Annotated in this window: 22 protein-coding genes; 13 read left to right on the forward strand and 9 right to left on the reverse strand. The window is 37.8% G+C overall.

Going from position 1 to position 21442, the window contains the following annotated elements; genetic code table 11:
* The first annotated feature begins 231 nt into the window (after nt 1–231).
* Both gntA and ODE14_RS01645 read left to right on the forward strand, forming a co-directional pair.
* Nucleotides 232–918 carry a guanitoxin biosynthesis heme-dependent pre-guanitoxin N-hydroxylase GntA gene (gntA, locus tag ODE14_RS01640; protein WP_263602703.1) on the forward strand — a complete coding sequence of 229 codons (687 nt, stop codon included), beginning with the start codon at nt 232–234 and terminating at the stop codon, nt 916–918.
* Entirely contained in the window at nt 918–1496 is a 579-nt protein-coding gene (locus ODE14_RS01645) for an urea carboxylase-associated family protein (protein WP_263602704.1), read from the forward strand. The genes gntA and ODE14_RS01645 overlap by 1 nt, the downstream gene beginning before the upstream one ends.
* A 425-nt stretch (nt 1497–1921) precedes the next feature.
* Here ODE14_RS01645 and ODE14_RS01650 read toward each other — a convergent pair whose 3' ends face one another.
* The 3 genes from ODE14_RS01650 to ODE14_RS01660 all read right to left on the reverse strand — a co-directional run bounded on the left by ODE14_RS01650 (nt 1922) and on the right by ODE14_RS01660 (nt 5894).
* Nucleotides 1922–4210, reverse strand: coding sequence for a multicopper oxidase domain-containing protein (locus tag ODE14_RS01650; protein ID WP_263602705.1), 2289 nt, complete (start codon nt 4208–4210; stop codon nt 1922–1924).
* A gap of 7 nt (nt 4211–4217) precedes the next feature.
* Nucleotides 4218–5093, reverse strand: a complete 876-nt coding sequence (locus ODE14_RS01655; protein ID WP_263602706.1) for a DUF3347 domain-containing protein — start codon at nt 5091–5093, stop codon at nt 4218–4220.
* Nucleotides 5094–5711: 618 nt separating this feature from the next.
* The gene (locus tag ODE14_RS01660) at nt 5712–5894 is read right to left on the reverse strand and encodes a hypothetical protein (RefSeq protein ID WP_263602707.1); all 183 of its coding nucleotides are present in this window, start codon (nt 5892–5894) and stop codon (nt 5712–5714) included.
* Nucleotides 5895–6103: 209 nt separating this feature from the next.
* Here ODE14_RS01660 and ODE14_RS01665 point away from each other — a divergent pair, with 209 nt between their 5' ends.
* The 7 genes from ODE14_RS01665 (at nt 6104) to ODE14_RS01695 (ending at nt 11430) form a co-directional block, all read left to right on the forward strand.
* Nucleotides 6104–6352, forward strand: coding sequence for a hypothetical protein (locus ODE14_RS01665; RefSeq protein ID WP_263602708.1), 249 nt, complete (start codon nt 6104–6106; stop codon nt 6350–6352).
* A 167-nt stretch (nt 6353–6519) separates the two neighbouring features.
* Entirely contained in the window at nt 6520–6891 is a 372-nt protein-coding gene (locus ODE14_RS01670; RefSeq protein WP_263602709.1) for a nuclear transport factor 2 family protein, read from the forward strand.
* A gap of 33 nt (nt 6892–6924) precedes the next feature.
* Nucleotides 6925–7515, forward strand: coding sequence for a TetR/AcrR family transcriptional regulator (locus tag ODE14_RS01675; protein WP_263602710.1), 591 nt, complete (start codon nt 6925–6927; stop codon nt 7513–7515).
* 66 nt (nt 7516–7581) lie between these two features.
* Nucleotides 7582–8673, forward strand: coding sequence for an alkene reductase (locus ODE14_RS01680; RefSeq protein WP_263602711.1), 1092 nt, complete (start codon nt 7582–7584; stop codon nt 8671–8673).
* 174 nt (nt 8674–8847) lie between these two features.
* Entirely contained in the window at nt 8848–9588 is a 741-nt protein-coding gene (locus ODE14_RS01685) for an SDR family oxidoreductase (RefSeq protein WP_263602712.1), read from the forward strand.
* Nucleotides 9589–9652: 64 nt separating this feature from the next.
* A complete protein-coding gene (locus ODE14_RS01690; protein WP_263602713.1) occupies nt 9653–10426 on the forward strand; it encodes an SDR family oxidoreductase in 774 nt (257 codons plus the stop codon).
* A gap of 2 nt (nt 10427–10428) precedes the next feature.
* Entirely contained in the window at nt 10429–11430 is a 1002-nt protein-coding gene (locus ODE14_RS01695) for an NADP-dependent oxidoreductase (protein ID WP_263602714.1), read from the forward strand.
* 138 nt (nt 11431–11568) lie between these two features.
* Here the strand turns inward: ODE14_RS01695 and uraH are convergent, their stop codons facing one another.
* Nucleotides 11569–11976, reverse strand: a complete 408-nt coding sequence (gene uraH / locus ODE14_RS01700; RefSeq protein ID WP_263602715.1) for a hydroxyisourate hydrolase — start codon at nt 11974–11976, stop codon at nt 11569–11571.
* A 265-nt stretch (nt 11977–12241) separates the two neighbouring features.
* Nucleotides 12242–12691, reverse strand: a complete 450-nt coding sequence (locus tag ODE14_RS01705) for a Crp/Fnr family transcriptional regulator (protein ID WP_263602716.1) — start codon at nt 12689–12691, stop codon at nt 12242–12244.
* Between the two features lie 195 nt (nt 12692–12886).
* Between ODE14_RS01705 and ODE14_RS01710 the strand changes: the two genes are divergently transcribed.
* A complete protein-coding gene (locus tag ODE14_RS01710) occupies nt 12887–13621 on the forward strand; it encodes a tryptophan-rich sensory protein (protein WP_263602717.1) in 735 nt (244 codons plus the stop codon).
* A gap of 266 nt (nt 13622–13887) precedes the next feature.
* Here the strand turns inward: ODE14_RS01710 and ODE14_RS01715 are convergent, their stop codons facing one another.
* Nucleotides 13888–14784, reverse strand: coding sequence for a helix-turn-helix domain-containing protein (locus ODE14_RS01715; protein ID WP_263602718.1), 897 nt, complete (start codon nt 14782–14784; stop codon nt 13888–13890).
* 304 nt (nt 14785–15088) lie between these two features.
* On the opposite strand from ODE14_RS01715, the gene ODE14_RS01720 reads away from it, so the two are divergent.
* The 3 genes from ODE14_RS01720 to ODE14_RS01730 are packed head-to-tail and all read left to right on the forward strand — an operon-like array spanning nt 15089 to nt 18134.
* Nucleotides 15089–16522 (forward strand): carboxymuconolactone decarboxylase family protein, encoded by a 1434-nt coding sequence (locus ODE14_RS01720; protein WP_263602719.1) that lies wholly within the window; start codon nt 15089–15091, stop codon nt 16520–16522.
* A 4-nt stretch (nt 16523–16526) separates the two neighbouring features.
* Nucleotides 16527–17090: a DapH/DapD/GlmU-related protein gene (locus tag ODE14_RS01725; RefSeq protein ID WP_263602720.1), complete on the forward strand. Its 564-nt coding sequence runs from the start codon at nt 16527–16529 to the stop codon at nt 17088–17090.
* 42 nt (nt 17091–17132) lie between these two features.
* Nucleotides 17133–18134 carry an aldo/keto reductase gene (locus tag ODE14_RS01730; protein ID WP_263602721.1) on the forward strand — a complete coding sequence of 334 codons (1002 nt, stop codon included), beginning with the start codon at nt 17133–17135 and terminating at the stop codon, nt 18132–18134.
* A gap of 99 nt (nt 18135–18233) precedes the next feature.
* On the opposite strand, the gene ODE14_RS01735 is transcribed toward ODE14_RS01730, so the two are convergent.
* The 3 genes from ODE14_RS01735 to ODE14_RS01745 form a co-directional block, all read right to left on the reverse strand.
* A complete protein-coding gene (locus tag ODE14_RS01735) occupies nt 18234–19142 on the reverse strand; it encodes a helix-turn-helix domain-containing protein (RefSeq protein ID WP_263602722.1) in 909 nt (302 codons plus the stop codon).
* A gap of 70 nt (nt 19143–19212) precedes the next feature.
* Nucleotides 19213–20019 (reverse strand): SDR family oxidoreductase, encoded by an 807-nt coding sequence (locus ODE14_RS01740; RefSeq protein WP_263602723.1) that lies wholly within the window; start codon nt 20017–20019, stop codon nt 19213–19215.
* 770 nt (nt 20020–20789) lie between these two features.
* Complete coding sequence (locus ODE14_RS01745) at nt 20790–21359, reverse strand: DUF6624 domain-containing protein (RefSeq protein ID WP_263602724.1); 570 nt, start codon at nt 21357–21359, stop codon at nt 20790–20792.
* Nucleotides 21360–21442 lie beyond the last annotated feature (83 nt).

Raw genomic sequence — 21442 nt, forward strand, 5'->3', positions numbered from 1 at the left:
GATCTACTATACGCCCCCTACTTATAGTAATTGAAACTGCCTTTTCATTCGTTATTTCTTACTGGAATTTTTTTGAAGGTTGATCTTTGTCAGATATCTTTTGCCGTCATTCATGTATGTTTTTACATCAGTCTATTAACATCAGTTATGCGTTAATCCTGTCTGAAATTCTTAGGATATTTCAAAGTCGGGTATATTTTCCGGTGGCATACGCTTTGCGTATATTAAGGTATGACACCAAACAACAATTCACAAAATACAGAGCATGCCCTGGCAGTACGAGATGCTTTCAGGTCATTTATTGACGACAAGATATTTCCTTGTGTAGCAGCTAAGGCTGCACTTACGAGAGATCATATGCATATTTTTGTTGCCGGTCATTTGGCTTGCCCGAAAGATGATCAGGAAATCCTGGATTTCATTTATAAATTCATTGATGAGTACAGAGCGGCAGATAGCGATTTTCACACTGTTTGTGTGATCTTTCCCGAAACGCATTCTATCAATGAGGAGATGTTTGACAGTCTTCTTTGGCAGAGGTTGCAGGCATTGTCTGATCTGGATGCACAGAGATATCCTTATGATTCCCGTGTAGATTCAGACCCGTCATCTCCACAGTTTAGTTTTAGTCTGAAAGAAGAAGCTTTTTTTATTATTGGGCTTTCCCCGGGAAGCAGCAGGGATGCAAGAAGATTCCGTTATCCGGCAATTGTTTTTAATCCACATGAGCAATTTGAAGAATTGAGATCATTAAAAAGGTATGACAAAATGAAAAATATTGTGCGTAAAAGGGATGTTGCGCTTAGCGGCTCCATTAATCCGATGCTTCATGATTTTGGTGATGATTCGGAAGTGTATCAGTATAGTGGTATGAGATATGATAAAAATTGGGAATGCCCTTATAAATATAAAAATTAATGAATACAATACAACCACGAAGCGGTACCGCATTTATTCTACGAAAAGGAGAAAAACTTAAAATTACCGATATCAAAGGAGAGCAGGTTTCAGATTTTATATGTTTTAATCTAAATGATACCAAAGAATATCTTTCATCCGGAAGAACAATTGATTATGCAGAAACCATATTTCTGACCAAAGGAAATCCCTTCTATTCAAACAGAAGTAATATTATGTTTAATATTATTGAGGATACCGTGGGCCGCCATGACTTTCTGTTAACTCCCTGCAGTGCCGACACCTTCCGAATTATATACGGCGATGAAAATCCTCACCGCGGCTGTTTTGGTAATCTTTGTGAAGCACTAAAACCATTTGGTATTGAACCTGATAGCATTCCTATTTGCTTTAACGTTTTTATGAATGTTGCAGTTAATGGTGAGACTGGTAAAATAAGTGTGCTTCCTCCCAAAAGTGCAGCTGGAGATTATATAATCATTGAAGCAGCGATGGATCTTATTGTTGGTATGACAGCTTGTTCAGCTGAAATGTCTAATAATTACGCATTTAAGCCTATAGGTTATTCCATATTGTAATTGTGATATTCTAGGAAATGAGTATTAATCGAAATTATTTATATAATTCGTGTAAATAGTATATCTTATCATCTGATTAGAAAGTAGGAAATAAAAAAACCGACATAAGAGAGTAAAATCTTCAAATGTCGGTCTTGTGACCTCGACGAGCGTATCTTCAAACACTTTTGTCGATGATTTAATTCGTTTGAGCCAAATTAAACAAGAACTACAAAGCTCAATTTTATCCAGTAATTTCTTGTAGTTTATTTATTATGCAGTTTTAGTTTTTGTTTATCTTTCAATTCTGAATTAAGATTGCAAAAAAATATGCCTTTGTTTAGCTTCGCCAGCTTTTTTCTGAAAATAGTATATATAATATTAAAGATATAAATACAACTTCTTCTGTCAGGATTTCCTGAATTTATTCTGAAATTTAAATAATATTAATAAACCAACGATATTCCTGCTCCCCAACCCATATCACTATCGTAATGAGCCCGGATTCCGACATTTTTATTGATAATGTATTTCAGTTCGCCCATATATTCTTTATCGGTATTCACCATAAATCCTCCTCTCAACCTTTTAGAAATCGGAATATCCTCACGCATCAATGCTAATCTTACAATACCATCGTGATAAACTTCTGCCTGAAGGTTGACCAGCATCGGCAAAGTGTACATAACACCCAGACTAAATGCTCTCCTGGTGTCTTTTTCATTAGTCTGTCCAAATAAGTTTTTTTCCTGTTGGTCAATTCCCATTTTGCGGTACCGCCAGTCGAAACCGATAAAAGGCATCAGCCACTGCATTTTTCCGATGTATCTGCCAAAATGAGTTTCTACTTCGTAACCGTGCATACTGTTGTAGCCTAAACGCCATTCTGTACCTAAACTCCATCTTGCATTTTGCAACATGGCCTGTCCATCATTTCCGTTGGTTGCAAAATCATTTTCAACCATAAAATGAGGCATATTACTTTCTTTCTGCAACATATTATAGGCCTCTTTCTTATCTGGTAAATTTTGATTTTGATAATCACCGACTGCAAAAACACGGTTCATACCCGACATCATATGATAAAGAATATGGCAATGGAAAAACCAATCTCCCTCTTCTTTGGCTAAGAATTCAATAGTGTCGGTCTCCATAGGCATAATATCCAACACGTTTTTAAGGGGTGATTTTTCTCCTTTTCCATTAATTACCCGGAAATCATACCCGTGAAGATGCATCGGATGGCGCATCATCGAGTTGTTGTATATAGTTATACGTAATATTTCGCCTTTCTTCACGGGGATTTTATCGGTTTCAGAAAGGATCTTATTATCCATACTCCAGACATAGCGGTTCATATTACCGGTGAGTGTAAAGTTTAGTTCTTTTACAGGTGCATCTTTAGGCAATGTAGTATTATAAGGAGATTGCAGCATCGAATAATTAAGCGTCGTAATGTCTCCCAAAGCGTTGGCGTTGTATCGATTCGGATTGTCGTCCATCTTCATTCCCGATTTCATATCCATATTATGTCCGCTATGATCTTCTTTATTTTCTTCTTTTCCTGTAATCTCGGGATACATTACTACATTCATATCCATTTTGTTCAGGCTCATTTTCATTCCCATATCATCCAGGTCGCCATTCATTTTCATCATCCCGTTCATCATCTTCATTCCTTCAAAATATTTAAGACGGGGAAGAGGAGAGATTAACTGTTTAATGCCATCACCTACAAAATAACTGGCAGACTGCGTTCTGTCTTCAGTGGTTGCCAGAAATTCATAAGCCACACCATCATTAGGAATGGTAACGACCACATCATAGGTTTCTGAAACACCGATGATCAACCGATCCACGTCTATAGGTTCTACATCATTGCCATCATTGGCGACTACCGTAGTTTTTCCACCTGCATAACGCAGCCAGAAATACGATGATGCTCCACCATTGGATATTCTTAGCCTCACTTTATCGCCTGCTTTTAAAGATTTGCCATCGATGGTTTTTAAATCAGTAACGTTGCTGCCGTTCATTAATACTTTATCATAATAGACATCACTTACGTCCATTGCTGTCATCCGTTTCCATTCGTTTTTAAGTTTGGTTTTAAAATAACCCTCACGTATGGCTTCTGCATAAGACTGTGTCGCATTTTTCTTAATCGCAGCCCAGTCATTGGCATTATGGAGCATTCTGTTGATGTTTTTAGGATTAAGATCAGTCCATTCGCTTAAAACAATGGGGACTTCCGGCAAATCATCTATTCCTTTTCTGAAAGTTTTGTCGTCGCTTCTTTTCTTCATAACAAAGTTTCCATACATCCCAATCTGCTCCTGTAATCCCGAATGTGAATGATACCAATGCGTACCGTTTTGTATTATAGGAAAACGATACGTATAAGTTTCACCTGGAGCTATGGGTTTTTGCGTAAGCCACGGCACTCCATCTTCTTTGTTGGGAAGAAAAACCCCGTGCCAATGCAGTGAAGTGCTTTCTTTCAATTGATTATGGACTACAATCTCTGCTGTATCGCCTTCGGTAAAAGTAAGTGTAGGCATCGGAATTTGTCCGTTTACGGCAATGGCTCTTTTTTCCTTTCCAGCATAATGAACCAAAGTGTCTTTTACAAACAGTTCATAACGTACGACTTTCTGTGCGAAAAGTAATTGTGAAAATACAAGCAAGAAAATAGCCTGGAATAACCGCAAAATGTTATTTTTGAGAGGAATCATATTGCTGTTATTTAATGGTTTCAACGGTACTACCACAAGTCAACATTTGTGAGCCGTAATAAGGATTTTTAATGGCTTCCTCTTTGCTTAACCAATTGGCACCCTTACCATTGTTGAACATCGGACAATGTTGATAATAAACTGGAGTATCTTGTTTTGCAATCTTCATTAATTTATACATATTCTCGGAAAGCGATACAAAATGGTCTCTCTGATGTGAAGCATCTTTTGTATCCGAAATATGCTCTGAATCAAAAGATAGGTCTTTCAATACTTTCATCCATACAGTATGCTCTTCGGTCGAAAGCTTTGTCATATCAACACTTTGGATAGCTTTGGTAAGAGACAATGCCTTAGCAGAAGCAATAGCTCCATCAGAATTTATCAAAGCATCCTTCAGAGAGAAATAATTTTCAAATACTGATTTTAACGTCGATTGATTTTGATTTCCCGAATTTTCCATCGCCATTCCAGCGTGATTATGATTACTTTGCTCAAAGTTCATATCCATAGTATGATCTTTAACTGCTGCGGCTGGCTTTAAGTCTCGTTTGTATTGGCAGCATTCCGGAAGTTTGGCATAGATATCATCCGGAGCTAGAAATTTTTCACTATCATAACCGGCTAATGCCACACGTTTCAAAATTTCATCCTGATTGGTTTTCTTTTCATCATAACTCAATGTTGCCATTTTTGTGTCCTTGTTCCAAACTACTTGGGCGACATTTTTTAGATTTCCTGCTTTCTCAATGTTAGATTTGCACATATCACAGTTGCCATAGATTTTAAAGGTTTCTGTTTTTGCATTTTTAATTTGAGCTAAAATGTTGACTGATGATAACAGTACAGTGACTGCCATCAATATTTTTGATATTGATTTCATAAGAATTACTTTTTGAGAAATAGATTTTCTTATATCCATTTCTGATTAAAATTAAAGTCGATAATTCAAAAGCAGATTTGCTTTTGACAAGACGGAATTATGGCTGTTCAACTAGTTTTTCAACCTATTTTTGGCGGTTGCCAAATGGAGTAGTACCCTAAAGAATAATAGGATTGTGTAAGTTCAAACTGACGATTTTCAACTAAATCAAAAGAAATATTTGATTTCAGATCAGTAGAAATCAAAATGCTGAATGAAGAGTTTCCACATCTGCAGGAGCTGTCTTTGCATCGGCCACTACAATCGTTATCGTGTTTATGATTATTACAGGATTTATCTTCACAACAGTCTTTTTTTTCTGCTCTTTCGTGATGATTTTTTGAAACTTTCTGATGTGCTGTTTTAGTTGATGCTTTTGAACAGGCATAACTTAAGTTGGGAGTCAGTAAAAATCCCAAAATTAACAGTAAAACTAAAGTGATATGTCTTTTACAATTTTTCACTTATACAAATTTATGAATTTATTCTTGTATATTTTTTATTGTATCTAAAAAAAGAGATACAAGTAAATTTTGGTATCTTTTTATTGTCAGTTTTTTTAATGGCTCTGCCATACGATTAAATTACACCAGCCACATTTTGCACCATCATTTCAATAAATACTTTATGAATACTAGCATTTTCAGGATATTTAATCAGTTCCTTTTCAAGTAATGATAATAAGGTTTCATTGTCATTAGCATTAAGTTTTCCAATAACTTCTTGTGAAATGTCTTTTACTAATAATACTTCCGAAACCATGATTTATTAATTTTACTAGTGGTCGATCTTCTTCGATAGGTAGAGCTGGAATTAGATCTGCTGGTAAAATTGCCAATTTCTTTTCTAGACTTGGAAATACTGGTTTACAACAAACCTTAACTGACATTGGTTTTGGATCATTGCAAGGGAAGACTTTTCAAGAAGTTTTGGATTTTCTTCTTGTATTTTGTTCTGAAACAAATGAAGGAATGGATGAGACTGCAGCTAATAATGCTTCTTGCGAAATAATGAAGGAACTTGCAGAATTAACAGGAAACGATTTACTAAAATTTGAAGAAGTTGTTAAAGAGTATGTTGAGGGAAAAGGTTTATCCGACTTGCTTTGCAAATTTTGGGGAATCTATATTTTTGAGCATTTATCTCAAAGATTTGAAGAAAAGATTCAACAACAAAAAGGTTTCATTTGGTTTTTAAAAAACTTTATAACAATATACTAATCTTCTTTATCCGTGACTATTTATCACTGTTGTCTAATAAAATAAAACTTTTAGTATATTTTATTTGTTTTTAAAATATACTTTTTAGTATATTTGTATCAGAAATTCATTATCTGATTTTTTAACAAGAAAACAGAACTAATCAATTTAGGCAAAAATCAGTAAATATGACCAATAAAGAATTAGTAACAAGAGCAGTAACATCGGTATTCGGTCGAAGAGATTTGTCTGCGTTGGATCTTTATTTCGACAGTAATTATATCCAGCACAATCCGGTTTTGCCTAGCGGTACCGCCGCATTGAAACAGGTTATTCCAACATTGCCGGAAGATTTCAAATATGAAGTAGGAACGGTAACGGAAAATGAGGATATCGTGATGGTTCACGGTCGTTTCTCCAATTGGCACGGCAAAAACTACATCGCTGTAGATATTTTTAAAGTGAAAGACGGAAAGTTGGTGGAGCACTGGGATGTACTTCAGGAAGAGGTAAAGCCCGAAAATACCGCAACCGGAAATGCAATGTTCCCTATTTCTTAATATCTTTCGCAAAGCATTAAAAAATAAACTACAATGGCAACCAAAGCAGAAAAAACAAAGCAATTTATTCTCGAAACAGCGGCACCACTTTACAATGAAAAGGGTATTTCCGGTGTGAGCATTGATGATGTTCTGGAAGCTACGAAATTGACGAAAGGTTGTATTTACGGACATTTTCAGGGAAAGGAAGATCTTTCCGAGCAGGTCATAGAATATTCTCTAAATCATCTTACTGAGAAAATTACCGCAGCTGTTTTGAAGGAAAAAAGTGCAAAAGACAAAATCAACGCGTTTATGGATTTTTACAAAAATCCCATCAATACTTTTATAGACGGCGGTTGTCCGTTGTTCAACACAGCAGTGGAGGCAGACGACAATTTTCCTTCCATTAAACAGAAAGTGGCGGCAAGATTTGCAGCAGGTCAGGAAGCGCTTTCCGGAATTCTTCAGGAGGGCATAGAAAGCGGAGAATTTTCGTCAAAACTGAATCCAAAAAGATTTGCTTTTAAGATGGTTGCGGCCATAGAAGGGGGCATTGTCATCTGTAGAACGATCGATTCTGCAAAACCAATGTATGATTTGGTTCAGGATTTGAAAGATGAACTCCAGAATTACAGTCTGTAATTTTTTTTAACCAAAAATATACTAAAAAGTATATTTTATAATATTAATCTCAATAAAATTTTTAATATGAATACAATCTTATTTGAAAGCTACGACCTTAACGGACAACAGCTGAAAAACCGCATCGTAATGGCGCCAATGACCAGAAGCCGATCAGACAATCCGGAGCACAAAGCAACTGAACTTACCGCTAAATATTACCAGCAGAGAGCAACCGCAGGTCTCATCATCACAGAAGGTACTTTCATAAGCCCGGAAGCGGTCGGCGTTATTAATGTTCCTGCCATTTATTCCAAAGAACAGGTTGATGGCTGGAAACTGACTACAGAAGCCGTTCATCAGGAAGGCGGCAAAATTTTTGCGCAACTTTGGCATACGGGAGCTTATTCTCATCCGGATTTGCACGGTGGTAAAAAACCTTTGGCTCCATCCAATGTCAATCCGCAACAGCAGGTGTTCACGGCATCAGGTTTTCAGCTATCGGGAGAGCCGCAACCGATGACAACAGAAGATATCAAAAGAACGGTAGAAGATTTTGCAAATGCCGCTGTCAACGCTTTCGAAGCGGGTTTTGACGGTGTAGAAATTCACGGTGCCAATGGTTATTTGCTACAGCAGTTTTTCAGTAAAAATGCCAACCTGAGAACCGATGAATACGGTGGTTCGGTGGAAAACAGAGCAAGAATTTTGTTCGAGATTCTGAATGCCATCCAAAAAGTGGCAGATACAGAGAAAGTTGCAGTCCGTCTTAATCCTTCGCTAAGCGGCATTATGGGAATTTTGGTCGATGATGAAACTATTGAGCTTTACAATTACATCGTCAACAGATTAAATGATTACAATCTGGCATACGTTCATCTCATCGAGCCATTTACAGACGTTTCCAATAATCCTCACGCCATACAGGAAGTGGCCAAACATTTTCGCAAAATTTACAAAGGAACCATCATTATCAACCGTGGTTTCAACAAAGAAACAGCCGAAAAAGTGCTTCAGGACGGCGATGCAGATCTGGTTTCCTTCGGAGTTCCGTTTATTGCCAATCCGGATCTGGTAGAGCGTTTCAAGACCAATGCTGCGCTCAGTCAGCCCGATCAGGCGACTTTTTACACACCGGGAGAAAAAGGCTACACCGATTATCCTACGCTTAACCGATAAAAATATTTGGGCGACCGGGCGGGCTTTCCGCTATATCTTTTGTTCCGCTGAAGCTCCACAAAAGGATGCCGCTTCACCCGAGGCCTTTAGGCCGAATTGTACGAAGTAAATCCCTGTCGCAAAAAAAAATGTCATCAAATCAACAACAGTAACAACATTTAAACAACAGAAAAAATGAAAACAACAGGAAATACCGTATTCATCACCGGAGGAAGTGCCGGAATTGGTTTAGCCATCGCTAAAAAATTAACCGCTGAGGGCAACCACATCATCATTAACGGAAGAAATCAGGAACGTCTGGACAATGCCTTGAAAGAGCTTCCGGGCGCTGTAGGAATTCAGGGGGATTTTGCTGTAGAAGCAGATAGAATTCGTGTGGCAGAAGAATTGAAAAACAATCATCCTGAGGTGAATGTGATTATCAACAACGCCGGAGCTGCTTTTGGATACCTTTTAAGTGAAGAGACCAATGCATTTGAGAAAGCACAGATTGAAATGAATGTGAATTATATCGCCATCATACATTTCAATGAGCTTATGATTCCTCATTTATTACAAAAAGATGATGCAGCAGTAGTTAATATTTCTTCTTTGGCCGTTTATGGAAGCCACAAATTCCTTCCGACTTACGGCGCTACAAAAGCAGCTTTACACAGTTATACAGTGGCTTTAAGATATACTTATGAAGAGCAGAAAAACCTGCAGATTTATGAAGTTTATCCTCCTTTGACCAATACTGAATTTTCATCCTATGTCGGCGGGGAGAACGGAATTCCTGCATCAGAAGTGGCAGAGGAACTATTCTTGGGATTAGAAAAAGATCAGTTTGATATTCCTGTAGGTGAAGTGAAAAAATATGCTGCTGCCGTAGGCGAGGCAATGGCAAAATTAGCTGCCCAGGAAGCCAATTCTTAACCGATTAAGAAGCCACTCTTTAGGTATAATCCGGAGTGGCTTTTTATCAAAAAAAATCATTGCAATGAAAATTCAGGGAAAAACCATTCTTATTACCGGTGGCGCATCAGGAATAGGATTAGAAGCCGCCAGACAGTTTCTGGAGAAAGGCGCAAAAGTCATCATAACAGGCAGAAATCAGGATAAATTAACTGCTGCCAAAAAGCAGTTTCCGGATCTGATTACCATTCAGAGTGACGTCTCCAACGCAGATGATGCTCAAAAACTTTTTGAAAAAGTATTTGGGCTTGGTGGGATCGATATTCTTTACAACAATGCTGGTGTGGGCGTGGCTCCAATTAATTTGGGTATCGCCAATGATCATCACGTAAAAAACGCAGCTTATGAAATGGAGGTCAACTACATCGGCATCATCCGCCTCAACAATCTTTTTATGGAAATGCTGAAATCCCGAAAAGAAGCGGCCATCATCAACACCACTTCAATTCTCAGTTATGTTCCGTCTTTGGTAGAAGCGACCTATTCTGCTACCAAAACCGCACTTGCGTTTTACACCAAAGCTTTGCGGGAACATCTCAGAATCATTGGCAGTGACCTGGAAATTTTTGAGTTACTTCCGCCCGTTGTGGATACAGAAATGACGGCGTCCAGAACAGGTAAGAAATTAACGCCCGAACAATTGGTAAAAGGCTTAATTTCAGGTTTAGAAAAAAACCAGTACACCATTCGGGTAGGCGACAGTAAAATTATGTATTTCCTTCACCGGTTTTTCCCGAAATTAGCATTCAGTCTGGTGAACCCAAAAACAGCTCATCAAAACATCAAAACATCACATTAACTATGAAAGCATTTATCATTAAAAATTACAAGAAAGGAGGCGAACTGCAACTGAGCGATATGCCGGATCCGGTTGTTAAAGACAATCAGGTGTTGGTGGAAATCCACGCGGCGAGTGTCAATCTTCTGGATTCCAAAATCAAAGATGGCGAGTTCAAAATATTTCTGAAATATAAAACACCTTTTATTTTAGGTCACGATGTGGCGGGAATTGTTATCAAAGTAGGTTCAAAAGTTACAAAATTTAAAGAAGGCGATGCCGTTTATGCAAGACCTGCAGATTACAGATTCGGAACATTTGCAGAGCAGATTGCAATGAACGAGGAAGATGTGGCACTGAAACCCGAAAACCTTTCTATGGAAGAAGCAGCGTCTATTCCGTTGGTGGGATTGACGGCGTGGCAGGCATTGGTAGAAAATGCAAACCTGAAAAAAGGTGACAAAGTATTTATCCAGGCAGGATCCGGCGGTGTGGGGACTTTTGCCATCCAGCTTGCGAAGCATCTTGGATTGACGGTTGCCACTACAGCCAGCGAAAAAAGTTTTGATGTGCTGAAAAGTCTGGGTGCAGATGTACTCATCGACTACAAAACACAGCAGTTTGAAGATCTGCTTCACGATTATGATTTTGTGCTGAACAGTCAGGATGCCAAAACTTTGGATAAATCTTTTGAAATTGTAAAGCCTGGCGGAAAAATCACCTCTATTTCCGGACCGCCCACACCTGATTTTGCCGATAAGCTAAATCTCCCTTGGTACGTGAAAATTATTGTCGGATTGCTCAGCAGTAAAGTCAGAAAAAAGGCAAAAAAACAAAACATCAGTTACGATTTCCTTTTTATGAAAGCCAGCGGGCGACAACTTTCGGAGATTACGGAATTAATTGAAGCAGGAATTATAAAACCGGTAATTGATAAAGTATTTCCTTTCAGCCAAACCAATGATGCCATGAAATACGTGGAAAGCGGACGGGCGAAAGGCAAAGTGGTGGTCAGAATGAAATAAGATATTTTGAAATATTTTAGGAATCATTATTTTTTCATTGAAAATAACAACCCATTCAATTTAGAAAATTAAATGGGTTCATTAAAGTATGATGTCACTTAAAATAGGATTCAAAGTGAGGGTGAAATTGAAAAATAATTAACTTCCCCGGTAAGTGGAGTAGCCATACGGTGAGAGCGTAATGGGAACGTGGTAATGATTTTCATCTTTGATCTCGAAAACAACTTCGATGAAAGGATAAAAGCTTTCTGTTTTATTCTTTTTGAAATAATCGCTTGTTAGATAGATAAGTTTATAGATACCTTTGTTTGCAAACGCAGACGGTAGAAAATTCGGAATTCTGCCATTGGCATCTGTCTTTTTTTCGTCCAGATAAGTCCACACTTTGGATTGTGGATTATACTTTTCCAGTCTGATTGGAACATCCGGAGCAGGAAGGCCTTTTGAAACATCCAGAATATGGGTAGAGAGCTGAAAATCTTTATTCTGTGCCGTAGTATTGATTGACAAAACGGTCAGAAGAATGGTGATGATAAGTGATTTCATTTTTTTAGATTGATTTAAAATTATTTTGAGGATGTAATTCCTACAAATGATGATGAAATGAAATTGCAATAAATGATATTGTCATAACTTTTTACAAAGTTAGAAGGTCTCACAATCAAAAACGTTGCTCTAAGTCAAGGTTTTTACAGCTTAGATTTTATTCTGCTTAAGGTGGAGGGTGATATACCGAGATACGATGCAGCCATTCTGTTGGAAACGCGAAGCAAAAGCTGAGGTTGAAATTCAATCAGCCATTTTACCTTTTCTAAAGCGTCAAAACCCTGAAATCCGTAGATTCTTTTTTGAGCGGTGATATAAATCCGAGTTCCAGAATCTCAGTATATATTTTTGAAAATTCCGGCATTGTTTCAACCAGACGATAGAAATCTTGACGTGAAATATAGAGCAGTTCAGATTTTTCGATGGTCTGAAGATATTCTTCTGCAGGTTTCTGGTTTATAAAACTGGGAAGGGCGGTTGCAAAATTTCCGTCAAAGGCAAAATATCGCGAACTGTCCAGGCCGTCTTTCGTGGTCGTGAAAAGCCTGATACAGCCTTTGTTGATAAAATAGTAATATTTGCAGACCTCATCATACTGAATCAAAATTTCGTTTCGCTTCGTCTTCAAAACTTTAAAGCAGGAGGTTATCTTCTCCAGTTTTTCCTGAGAGATATCGCCTTTGCTTCGGATAAATTTTTCAAGGATTGAATACATTCTGGATTAAAAAATAATTCTTAAAGTTACATTTTTAAAGTGTTATTAGATCTAAATTTAATTTTCCCAAGAACCACACAATATTTTTGTGTATCATTCTCAGGTTTGAGGAAATTTGTTTAATTTAACTTGCTAAAATGAGAAACATTCTTTGAAAAATTAAATATGGTAAAACGTTATCAAATTTTGAATATAGTGGCATTAATTGTAACCATTGGTGTCAATTATCTTTCCAATACCGGCTTTTTCAATAACGAAACAATGGCAAGTATTTCAGGAAAGTATCAGAATTTATTTACACCCGCTGGTTATGCTTTTTCCATTTGGGGACTGATCTATCTTGGTCTTCTCGGCTTTGTCATCTACTATGGTTCTTTTACAAAAAATACGGAAGTTAAGGAAAAAACAGTTTCAAATATCGGTTGGTGGTTTGTTATTTCCTGCGTGGCAAATTGTCTCTGGATCGTGGCTTGGCTGTACGAATATACTTTAATCAGCATCCCGATTATGATCCTTATCTTTATTTCATTGATGAAAATAATAATGAATAGCAAAGGAACAATAGAAGCGAAGGACTTGAGAACAGCAGTCTTTCTTCGGTTACCTTTTTATATTTACTCAGGTTGGATTTCCGTTGCTTTGATCGCGAATGTATCGGCTTATCTCAAGAAAATAGAATGGTCAGGTTTTGGTTTTTCCGAGACCAGTTGGACTATTATCATGTTTGCCGTTGCCACGCTTGTTCACTTATATATGGTGTGGAAGCGGGGTATGGTTTCATTTGCATTGGTAGCTGTCTGGGCATTGGTAGCTATTGGGGTTGCCAACCAAAATCATAACGGGACCGTTTATATTTCTGCCATTTTTACTGCCGTATTTTTGGCATTAAATGCTTCCCTTAAATTGTTTACTAAAAGAATCACAAACTAACTTCAGGTCTGGTCTTTTATTCCTCCAACAAACATTTTAAGAAAGTTTTCCATGTAAAAGATGTTGCATCAGTCAGATCTTTTGGCTTTTACACCAAGATAAAATATAAAAATGGCCGCACCAGCTTAGGGTATAAGCTCAAACTCCACATCTGAAAGAGTACGAATCTGTAAATACACACCTAGAAAATCATAGACCTTTGTACATTTAAATTTGAAACTCAATGTTTATAGAAAAAATATAAAGTAACATTAATTATTTACCGCCTAATGTAGATTTCTAAATTGTTGGGGAGTTGCACCAACCTTTTTCTTGAAAAGACGAGTGAAATGCTGTTGATATTTAAATCCAAGTTCATCGGCGATTTCGTTTATTGGTTTATTAGACTCAAATATTTTTTCCTTGGCCTCTTCAATCAATTTTGTCTGTATATAGTCAAGTGCCGTATTTCCCGTTTCTTTTTTGATGAGGTCACCAAAATAATTGGCCGAAAGATTTAATTGTTCTGCACAATAAGTTACGGTGGGTAATCCTAGCGCCTGGGATTTCCCGGATCTAAAGTAGTCATGCAATAGACTTTCAAACTTCACCAATAGATCTGTATTTGCATTATTTCTGGTGATGAACTGCCGGTCATAGAATCTCATACAGTAATTTAATAAAAGTTCTATGTTAGATGCGATCAGTGTTTTACTGTGCTTGTCAATATTTAGATCGATCTCACTATCAATCTTATCGAAGCAGTCATTGATAATTGCACGTTCTTTTTTTGAAAGATGCAGTGCCTCATTGACGTCATAAGAAAAGAAAGTGTAGTCTTTGATTATTTTTCCCAGGTGGGTTCCTGTAATCATATCCGGATGAAATACCAAAGCCTTTCCAGATGGTTTAATAATCTTCCCACTGCTGTCAATGCCGTACACCTGGCCAGGTGCAATAAAAACCAGTGTCCCGTCTTCATAATCATAGGGCTGACAGCCATAACGTATATCACCACACTTTATATTTTTAAGAAACACACAATATAAGCCCATATACCTCCTGAACTGTACATAGGTAGGAATTTCGTCGAAGTTAACCACACTTACCAAAGGATGTTTTGTGTCAGCACCCATCGCGTCATTATACTGTCGTACAGTATCTATTCTGATGACCTGTTCCATCTTATTTTATTACTTAGACAAATTTATAAAACCTTTTGACAGTAATTAAATGTTATAAAGCAAATCCGTAAAAGTGGTAAATATTTCCGTATTCTGTATAAATAAATTAATCCAGACAATGAAGAACTTTGTTTTTGTCATCATTTGGATCAATCAATTTATTCTTGAAAATTGAATAATACGGAAAACGGGAAAAATTATAACAAACCAAGTCAGCTCCATGAGCGAAATAAATAATCTTATGAAATTAAAAATAACAAAATTTTTGTGGGCGTTTTTTTTCACAATCAATATGAATAATATAATGAATGCACAAGTAAAGAAAAGTAATGGTTTTACCTACTTAAATGACCATCAGCAAAATTTGTCTGCCATATCAGCCCTTACCGCTTCAGGAGATACGGAAAATCTTTCAAAAGTTCTGAATTCAGGTCTGGATTCAGGCCTTGCGATTAATGAAATAAAAGAAGCTTTGGTTCAACTATATGCCTATTGCGGATTTCCTCGCAGTTTAAATGCCTTAGGGGTTTTTAAGACGGTAGTAGAAGAAAGAGCAGCTAAAGGCATCATAGACAAAGAAGGAAAAAAAATTACTGTAGAGAATACGTCGCAGGATAAGTATGAGCAGGGGCGCAAAGTACTGGAAGAACTAACCCAAGCACCCCAGCAAAAACCTGCGCCGGGTTTCGGAGAATTCGCACCGCGAGCTGACGCTTTTTTAAAAGAGCATCTTTTTGCAGATATTTTTAACAGTGATGTGCTGAATTTCCGTCAGCGCGAATTTGTGACGATTTCGGCATTGGCAGCTATGCCCGGTGTAGAACCCCAGTTGAAAGCCCATATCGGTATGGGAAAAAATACTGGTATTACGGATGAGCAATTGAATGAATTGGCTTTGATCATTGATCAGTACATTAGTCCTCAGCAAGGCAATGTATTAAGAAATGCTATTGGTGAAAAAGAGCTGCCTTTGATTGCAAGTGATATGATGGTACGCATTTCGGAAATTGAAATTGTACCTGAATTCTTAGATCGGTACAAATCGATACTGGAAGAAGAATCGGCAGCTTCTGTAAGAATTGAACCCGGAGTAATTGCTATTTTCCCGATGTTCCAGAAAGAAAATCCCAATCAGGTTAGAATTGTAGAGATATATGTAGACAAAAAAGCTTACGAAAGCCATTTGAAAACACCTCACTTTAAAGAATATAAAGAGTCGACCCTTCCTATGGTTAAATCTCTGAAGTTAATGGATATGAATGTTCTGGATACAAAGACTATGATGACGATCTTCAGCAAATTTAATAATAGAAGAGAAGATGGCAATAGCCAATCCACAGTGAGTGCATTTCCGGTTGGAAAAGAGAATACAGATTTATCAAAGTATTTTATCGGCAAATCGTATGTAGCGTCTCTTACATCCAATAAAGAATTGAATCTGCCAATAGCTAATGTGACTTTTGAACCGGGTTGCAGAAACAATTGGCATAAGCATACAAACGGACAGATTTTGATTGTAGTAGGTGGGGAAGGACTCTTTCAGGAGCGTGGAAAAAAGAGCAGAACGATCAAAGAAGGGGACATTATAGAGATCGGACCCGATGTAGAGCATTGGCATGGTGCTACAAAAGATAGTTGGTTTGCACATCTATCCATAATGCCTGATCATGAATCTAATAAAAATACATGGATGGAAGCTGTAAATGAGGAAGATTACGAGACTGCTAATAAAGAATAATGCGATGAAAGGAGAAAAAGACATATTCGAAAGGCTGAAAAGAGGTGAGACTATTCATCAAGGTGATTCCCAGAGCATCAGAATGCGGGATGCCTCTTATGAAACCAAAAAAATATTGATGAAACTAAACAGTACGGCAGAAGCTTCGGAAATAAGAAATTATCTCGGTGAAATCATTGGTGCCGAAATTGACGAAACGACAACTGTATTCACGCCGCTTTACATCAATTATGGTAAGGATATTAAGATCGGCAGCAATGTATTCATCAATTTTGATTGTGTATTTCTCGGACTTGGTGGTATTACGATCGAAGATGATGTACTGATAGCTCCTAAAGTGAGTATTCTGTCAGAAGGGCATCCTGTAGAATCTGAACTACGACATTCATTGGTGCCTGGAAGAATATGCATTAAAAGGAATGCATGGATCGGAGCAGGTGCCACCATTTTACCCGGTGTTACCGTAGGAGAAAACTCCGTCGTTGCATCAGGAGCTGTAGTTGCTAAAGATGTCCCCGATAATACAGTTGTAGCCGGGATTCCTGCCAAAGTTGTGAAGCATCTGTAAAAGAAAATAAAACCTAATTATTAATAAAAAGCAACAAACAAAATGAAAAAGCGATTTTTAGGAAATGATCAATTAAAAGTCTCATCTATAGGTCTTGGATGTATGAGGATGAGCTGGTCCTATGGGGAAGCAAAGGATAAAAATGAAATGATTACTCTTATTCGCAAGGCGTTCGAAAGCGGGGTTACCTTTTTTGACACTGCCGAGGTCTATGGACCACTCGTAAACGAAGAGCTATTGGGAGAGGCTGTCCAGCCATTCAGAGACGAGGTCGTGATTGCTACTAAATTCGGATTTAAGTCCTTGGAAAGAGATCCGGATAAATCCCGTTGGGGAGGTATTGACAGCAGACCTGAACATATAAAAAAGGTGGTTGAAGGATCTTTACAGCGATTAAATACCGATCACATCGACCTCTATTATCAGCATAGGATTGATCCTAACGTACCTATTGAAGATGTTGCCGGTGCAGTAAAAGATTTGATCACAGAAGGAAAGGTTTTACACTTCGGGCTTTCTGAAACGGGTGTAACCAATATTAGGAAAGCTCATGAAGTGCATCCCGTGACAGCCTTACAAAGTGAATACTCTATGTTTTACAGAAATCCTGAAAAGGACATTTTACCATTACTGGAAGAGTTGGGAATTGGATTGGTCCCTTTCAGCCCACTTGGCAAAGGATTTCTGACAGGTAAGATCAAATCGGATACAAAATTTGACAGCAGCGACTTCCGCAGCACTGTGCCTCGGTTTGCGCAAGAAAATCTTAAAGCGAATATGACAATCGTAGATTTTGTAGAATCGGTGGCAAAGAAAAAAGGAATTACACCTTCACAAGTAGCGTTGGGGTGGCTGCTGGCACAAAAGCCTTGGATCGTTCCTATTCCAGGCACAACAAAATTAGAACGATTAGAAGAGAATATCGGCGTTGCCAATGCAAATTTTACGACTGACGAAATTACGAAAATTAATGAGCAGCTATCTGCAATCAAAATACACGGCAACAGATACTCGCCTGCACAGGAAAAGATGGTGGACAAATAAAGATAATATCAGCGTCCCCGGTAAAAGTATATCGCAAAAGTTGATTAAAGGGAATATTTCTCAAAGTTTATGTATCTGGAACATAGCAGATATTCATTACTAATTTAAAGATTTCCTGTATTCGGAAGGAGATGTGGAAGTTTTGCTTCGGAATAATTTATTGAACGACTGTGGATGTTCAAACCCCAGTTGATAGCCAATTTCAGCGATGCTGAGTTTGTCCTTAGCAAGATATTCCTTGGCTTTCTCAATAACCTTTTCATGAATGTATTGCTGCGTATTCAATCCAATGAGGTTTCGTAAAAGATCGCTCAGGTAGCGCGGTGTTACCTTAAGGTTCTCTGCCAAAGCATTTACGGTAGGAATTCCATTGACCACCGGCATGTCATTATTGAAATAACTTTCCAGCTGCTGTTCGAGCCTGGCAAGAAGGTCATTGTTGACCGCCTTTCTGGTCAGAAACTGCCGGTCATAGAAACGGTTGGCATAATTGAGCAGCAACTCGATCTGGGAAATGATCACGTCCTGACTGAACTTATCGATGCGCTCGCTTAGCTCGTCCTGGATAAACCGGTAAATACTGAGTATCGTTGTTTTTTCTTTTTCCGAAAGGTAGAGCGCTTCTGCTGCAGAATAGTTGAAAAAGCCATAATGCCTTATGTTCGAGCCCAGCGGGTAAGGGCTTAACAGATCACGATGGATGTGTAGAGTCATCCCATCATAATCAGCCTCTTCTTCCTGTATCTTCAGCAACTGGCCCGGAGCAATGAACGACATTCCTCCCTCTTCGAAATCGTAGTAACCCTGACCATATTTCAATTTTCCGGAAAAGCTTGTTTTAAAGGAAATTTTATAAAAGTTCAGGATGATGCCCTGTTCGAAATCCTTGGGGTCAAACCGGGCTTCCCCATAGTTGATAATGCTGATGAGGGGATGTGAAGGGGCCGGCTGTCCCATTGCTTTATGAAGCTGGGATAAGGAATTAAAGATGACCGGTTGCTTTTTCATGATACAAATTTAAGTAATTAGTAAGTTATTCCCGGACGGCTAAAAATTATAGTCCGGGAATGACCTTCGGCTAGAATATAAACTGTTGGCGGATCTTCTCAAACTGTCCTTCCGGTGTTAATTCCAACCGTTCCCGGTAAAGGGCAACAGCGTCTTTGCCTGCAACATACCTGAGCTGGGATTTTTCGTCGGTCGCAGCCTCGTAAATGATCTGAGCCACTTCTTCTGCTTTTGTATAATTGGCGATCTGCTCCTCACTGTAGCCTTCGCTAACCTTTGCTACCAGCTGACTGTATGCTTCATGCATTCCTCCCTGAAGGGATCTCCCTGTAAAGTTAGTCTGCATCCCTCCCGGAGCGATGACTTTAACATTGATTCCAAATTGTGCGAGCTCGTAGGCCAGGCCTTCTGAAAACCCATCCACGGCAAATTTGCTGGCATTGTAGATGGAGCAGGTAGGATATCCCAAGAGGCCGAATGTACTGGTGATATTGATGAATGTTCCGCTTTTTCTTTCCCGAAAATAAGGAAGAAAGGCTTTAGTGATATGAATCACACCCAGTAAATTGGTCCGGATCTGCATTTGGATCTGTTCATCGGTTAATGATTCCAGGGGACCGACAAGGCCGTAACCTGCGTTGTTAAGCACGACATCGACGGTTTGGGATTTTAAAATCTCAGATATAGTTGCCTGGCTTTTTACAGTATCAGTAACATCAAGTTCCAGCAGGGCTACATTGGGAAGTTGATTGAGTTCTTTTTCTTCTTCGGGTCTTCGCATGGTCGCGATTACTTTCCATCCTTTTTCCTGAAATAATCGGGCGGTTGCCTTTCCTAATCCGGATGAAGCTCCGGTTATAAAAATTGTCTTTTGCATGATTTTGATTAATTTGTTGATGCAAAGTTGGACATTTACCGAAGCTAGAATTAAGTCAAATCGGTTATAATATTAGTCGAAATGACGAAGTTTTATATTTTCAGTTGATTACAACTCCAAAACATAATTTGCCGTTCAATATTTGACTTTTTACGATATTAATTGATAGTTAAATTTAGATATGCTATTAGCTTCTTATTTTGGTAGTCTTTATAAAAATCAATGGAAATAACGGATACACAATAAATTTAATTAATTTTGAGATTATTGTCAACTTTTTTGAAGGACTATATACGTATTTGACTTTCTTAAAATATCGATTATGCCTGCTGCAAATTTTTTAGTTATATAAACTTATACTTAGCGAATTCTATTTCATAAAATTTAAAAAGATCAGTGTTGAGGATAACATAATCACCTTTTTGTTTTGAAAAATTGCTTCTTGTTTTAATAAGGAATTTAAAAACTTTAAAAATCGTGGGATTGAGTTTAAGGTAAGTATAACGTTCTCTACAGAATTCTAAAGGTATGTAATAAACCTTTTCAGCTCTATATTGGGCAAAATTTGTTTTCAAAGCATCGTAAAATTCTGGAAGATAACTTTTTATCGAGCTTTACAAATAAAAGAATAGCACATTGTCGAATTCTACAGATGTTGTATTATCTTTTTATTTATTTCTTCTGGGCTCATACGCTTTAGATTATTGCGGACTATTGAGTAGCTTTTTAATTTTGGCAAAATTTAATAGGAACTTAAGTAAATAACAATACTAAATTGATTTCCAACCAACGCCATCTCGCCATGTCATGTAATTATGGTTTTCATTTTCGATACGCTCAATATCTTCGACTCTGGCAATACGGTTCAAATCATCAGAAGAAATAATGGGTAGGTCATATTCCACTCTTAAGGTATTCAATTGTTCTTTATCAATAACCGGATATATGCTTCCATCTGCATTGAGCTGGGTTCCAAAGCGCTGAGGTTTGCCTTGAAAATACTGAATCCTGTCATAGAGATATGCCAAATGCTTTTTATTGATATCCATTTCATTTTCTTTCATTAATCCGTAAAAAGCCATCATAAATTTAGGTTCTGCAATGGAGTGCTGAACGATCAGCCATGCTGCTTCGTTTGCTTCTTCGCCCACCTTTGAAATGCCGGGAAATCCAATGTCTTTGATGATATTGCGGAGTGATTCTGCATTTTTGCGATGGATTTTTTCCATCTCAGGATGATAGCCACCACCCAATTGATTTTCCCTTAAAAGCTTTTCTCTGACTGATAAATCTTTTTTTGCCAGCCGAATTAATATCTCAGCATATTCAGGTTTTTCCATGAGTTCAATGTATCTATTAACTCAAATTTAAAAAAATCATTGGAATTCTTCTGGTTATTTTGCCTAAAGGTTTCTTATTTTGG

The organism is Chryseobacterium sp. PET-29 (assembly GCF_025736815.1).
Classification (GTDB): Bacteria; Bacteroidota; Bacteroidia; order Flavobacteriales; family Weeksellaceae; genus Chryseobacterium; species Chryseobacterium nepalense.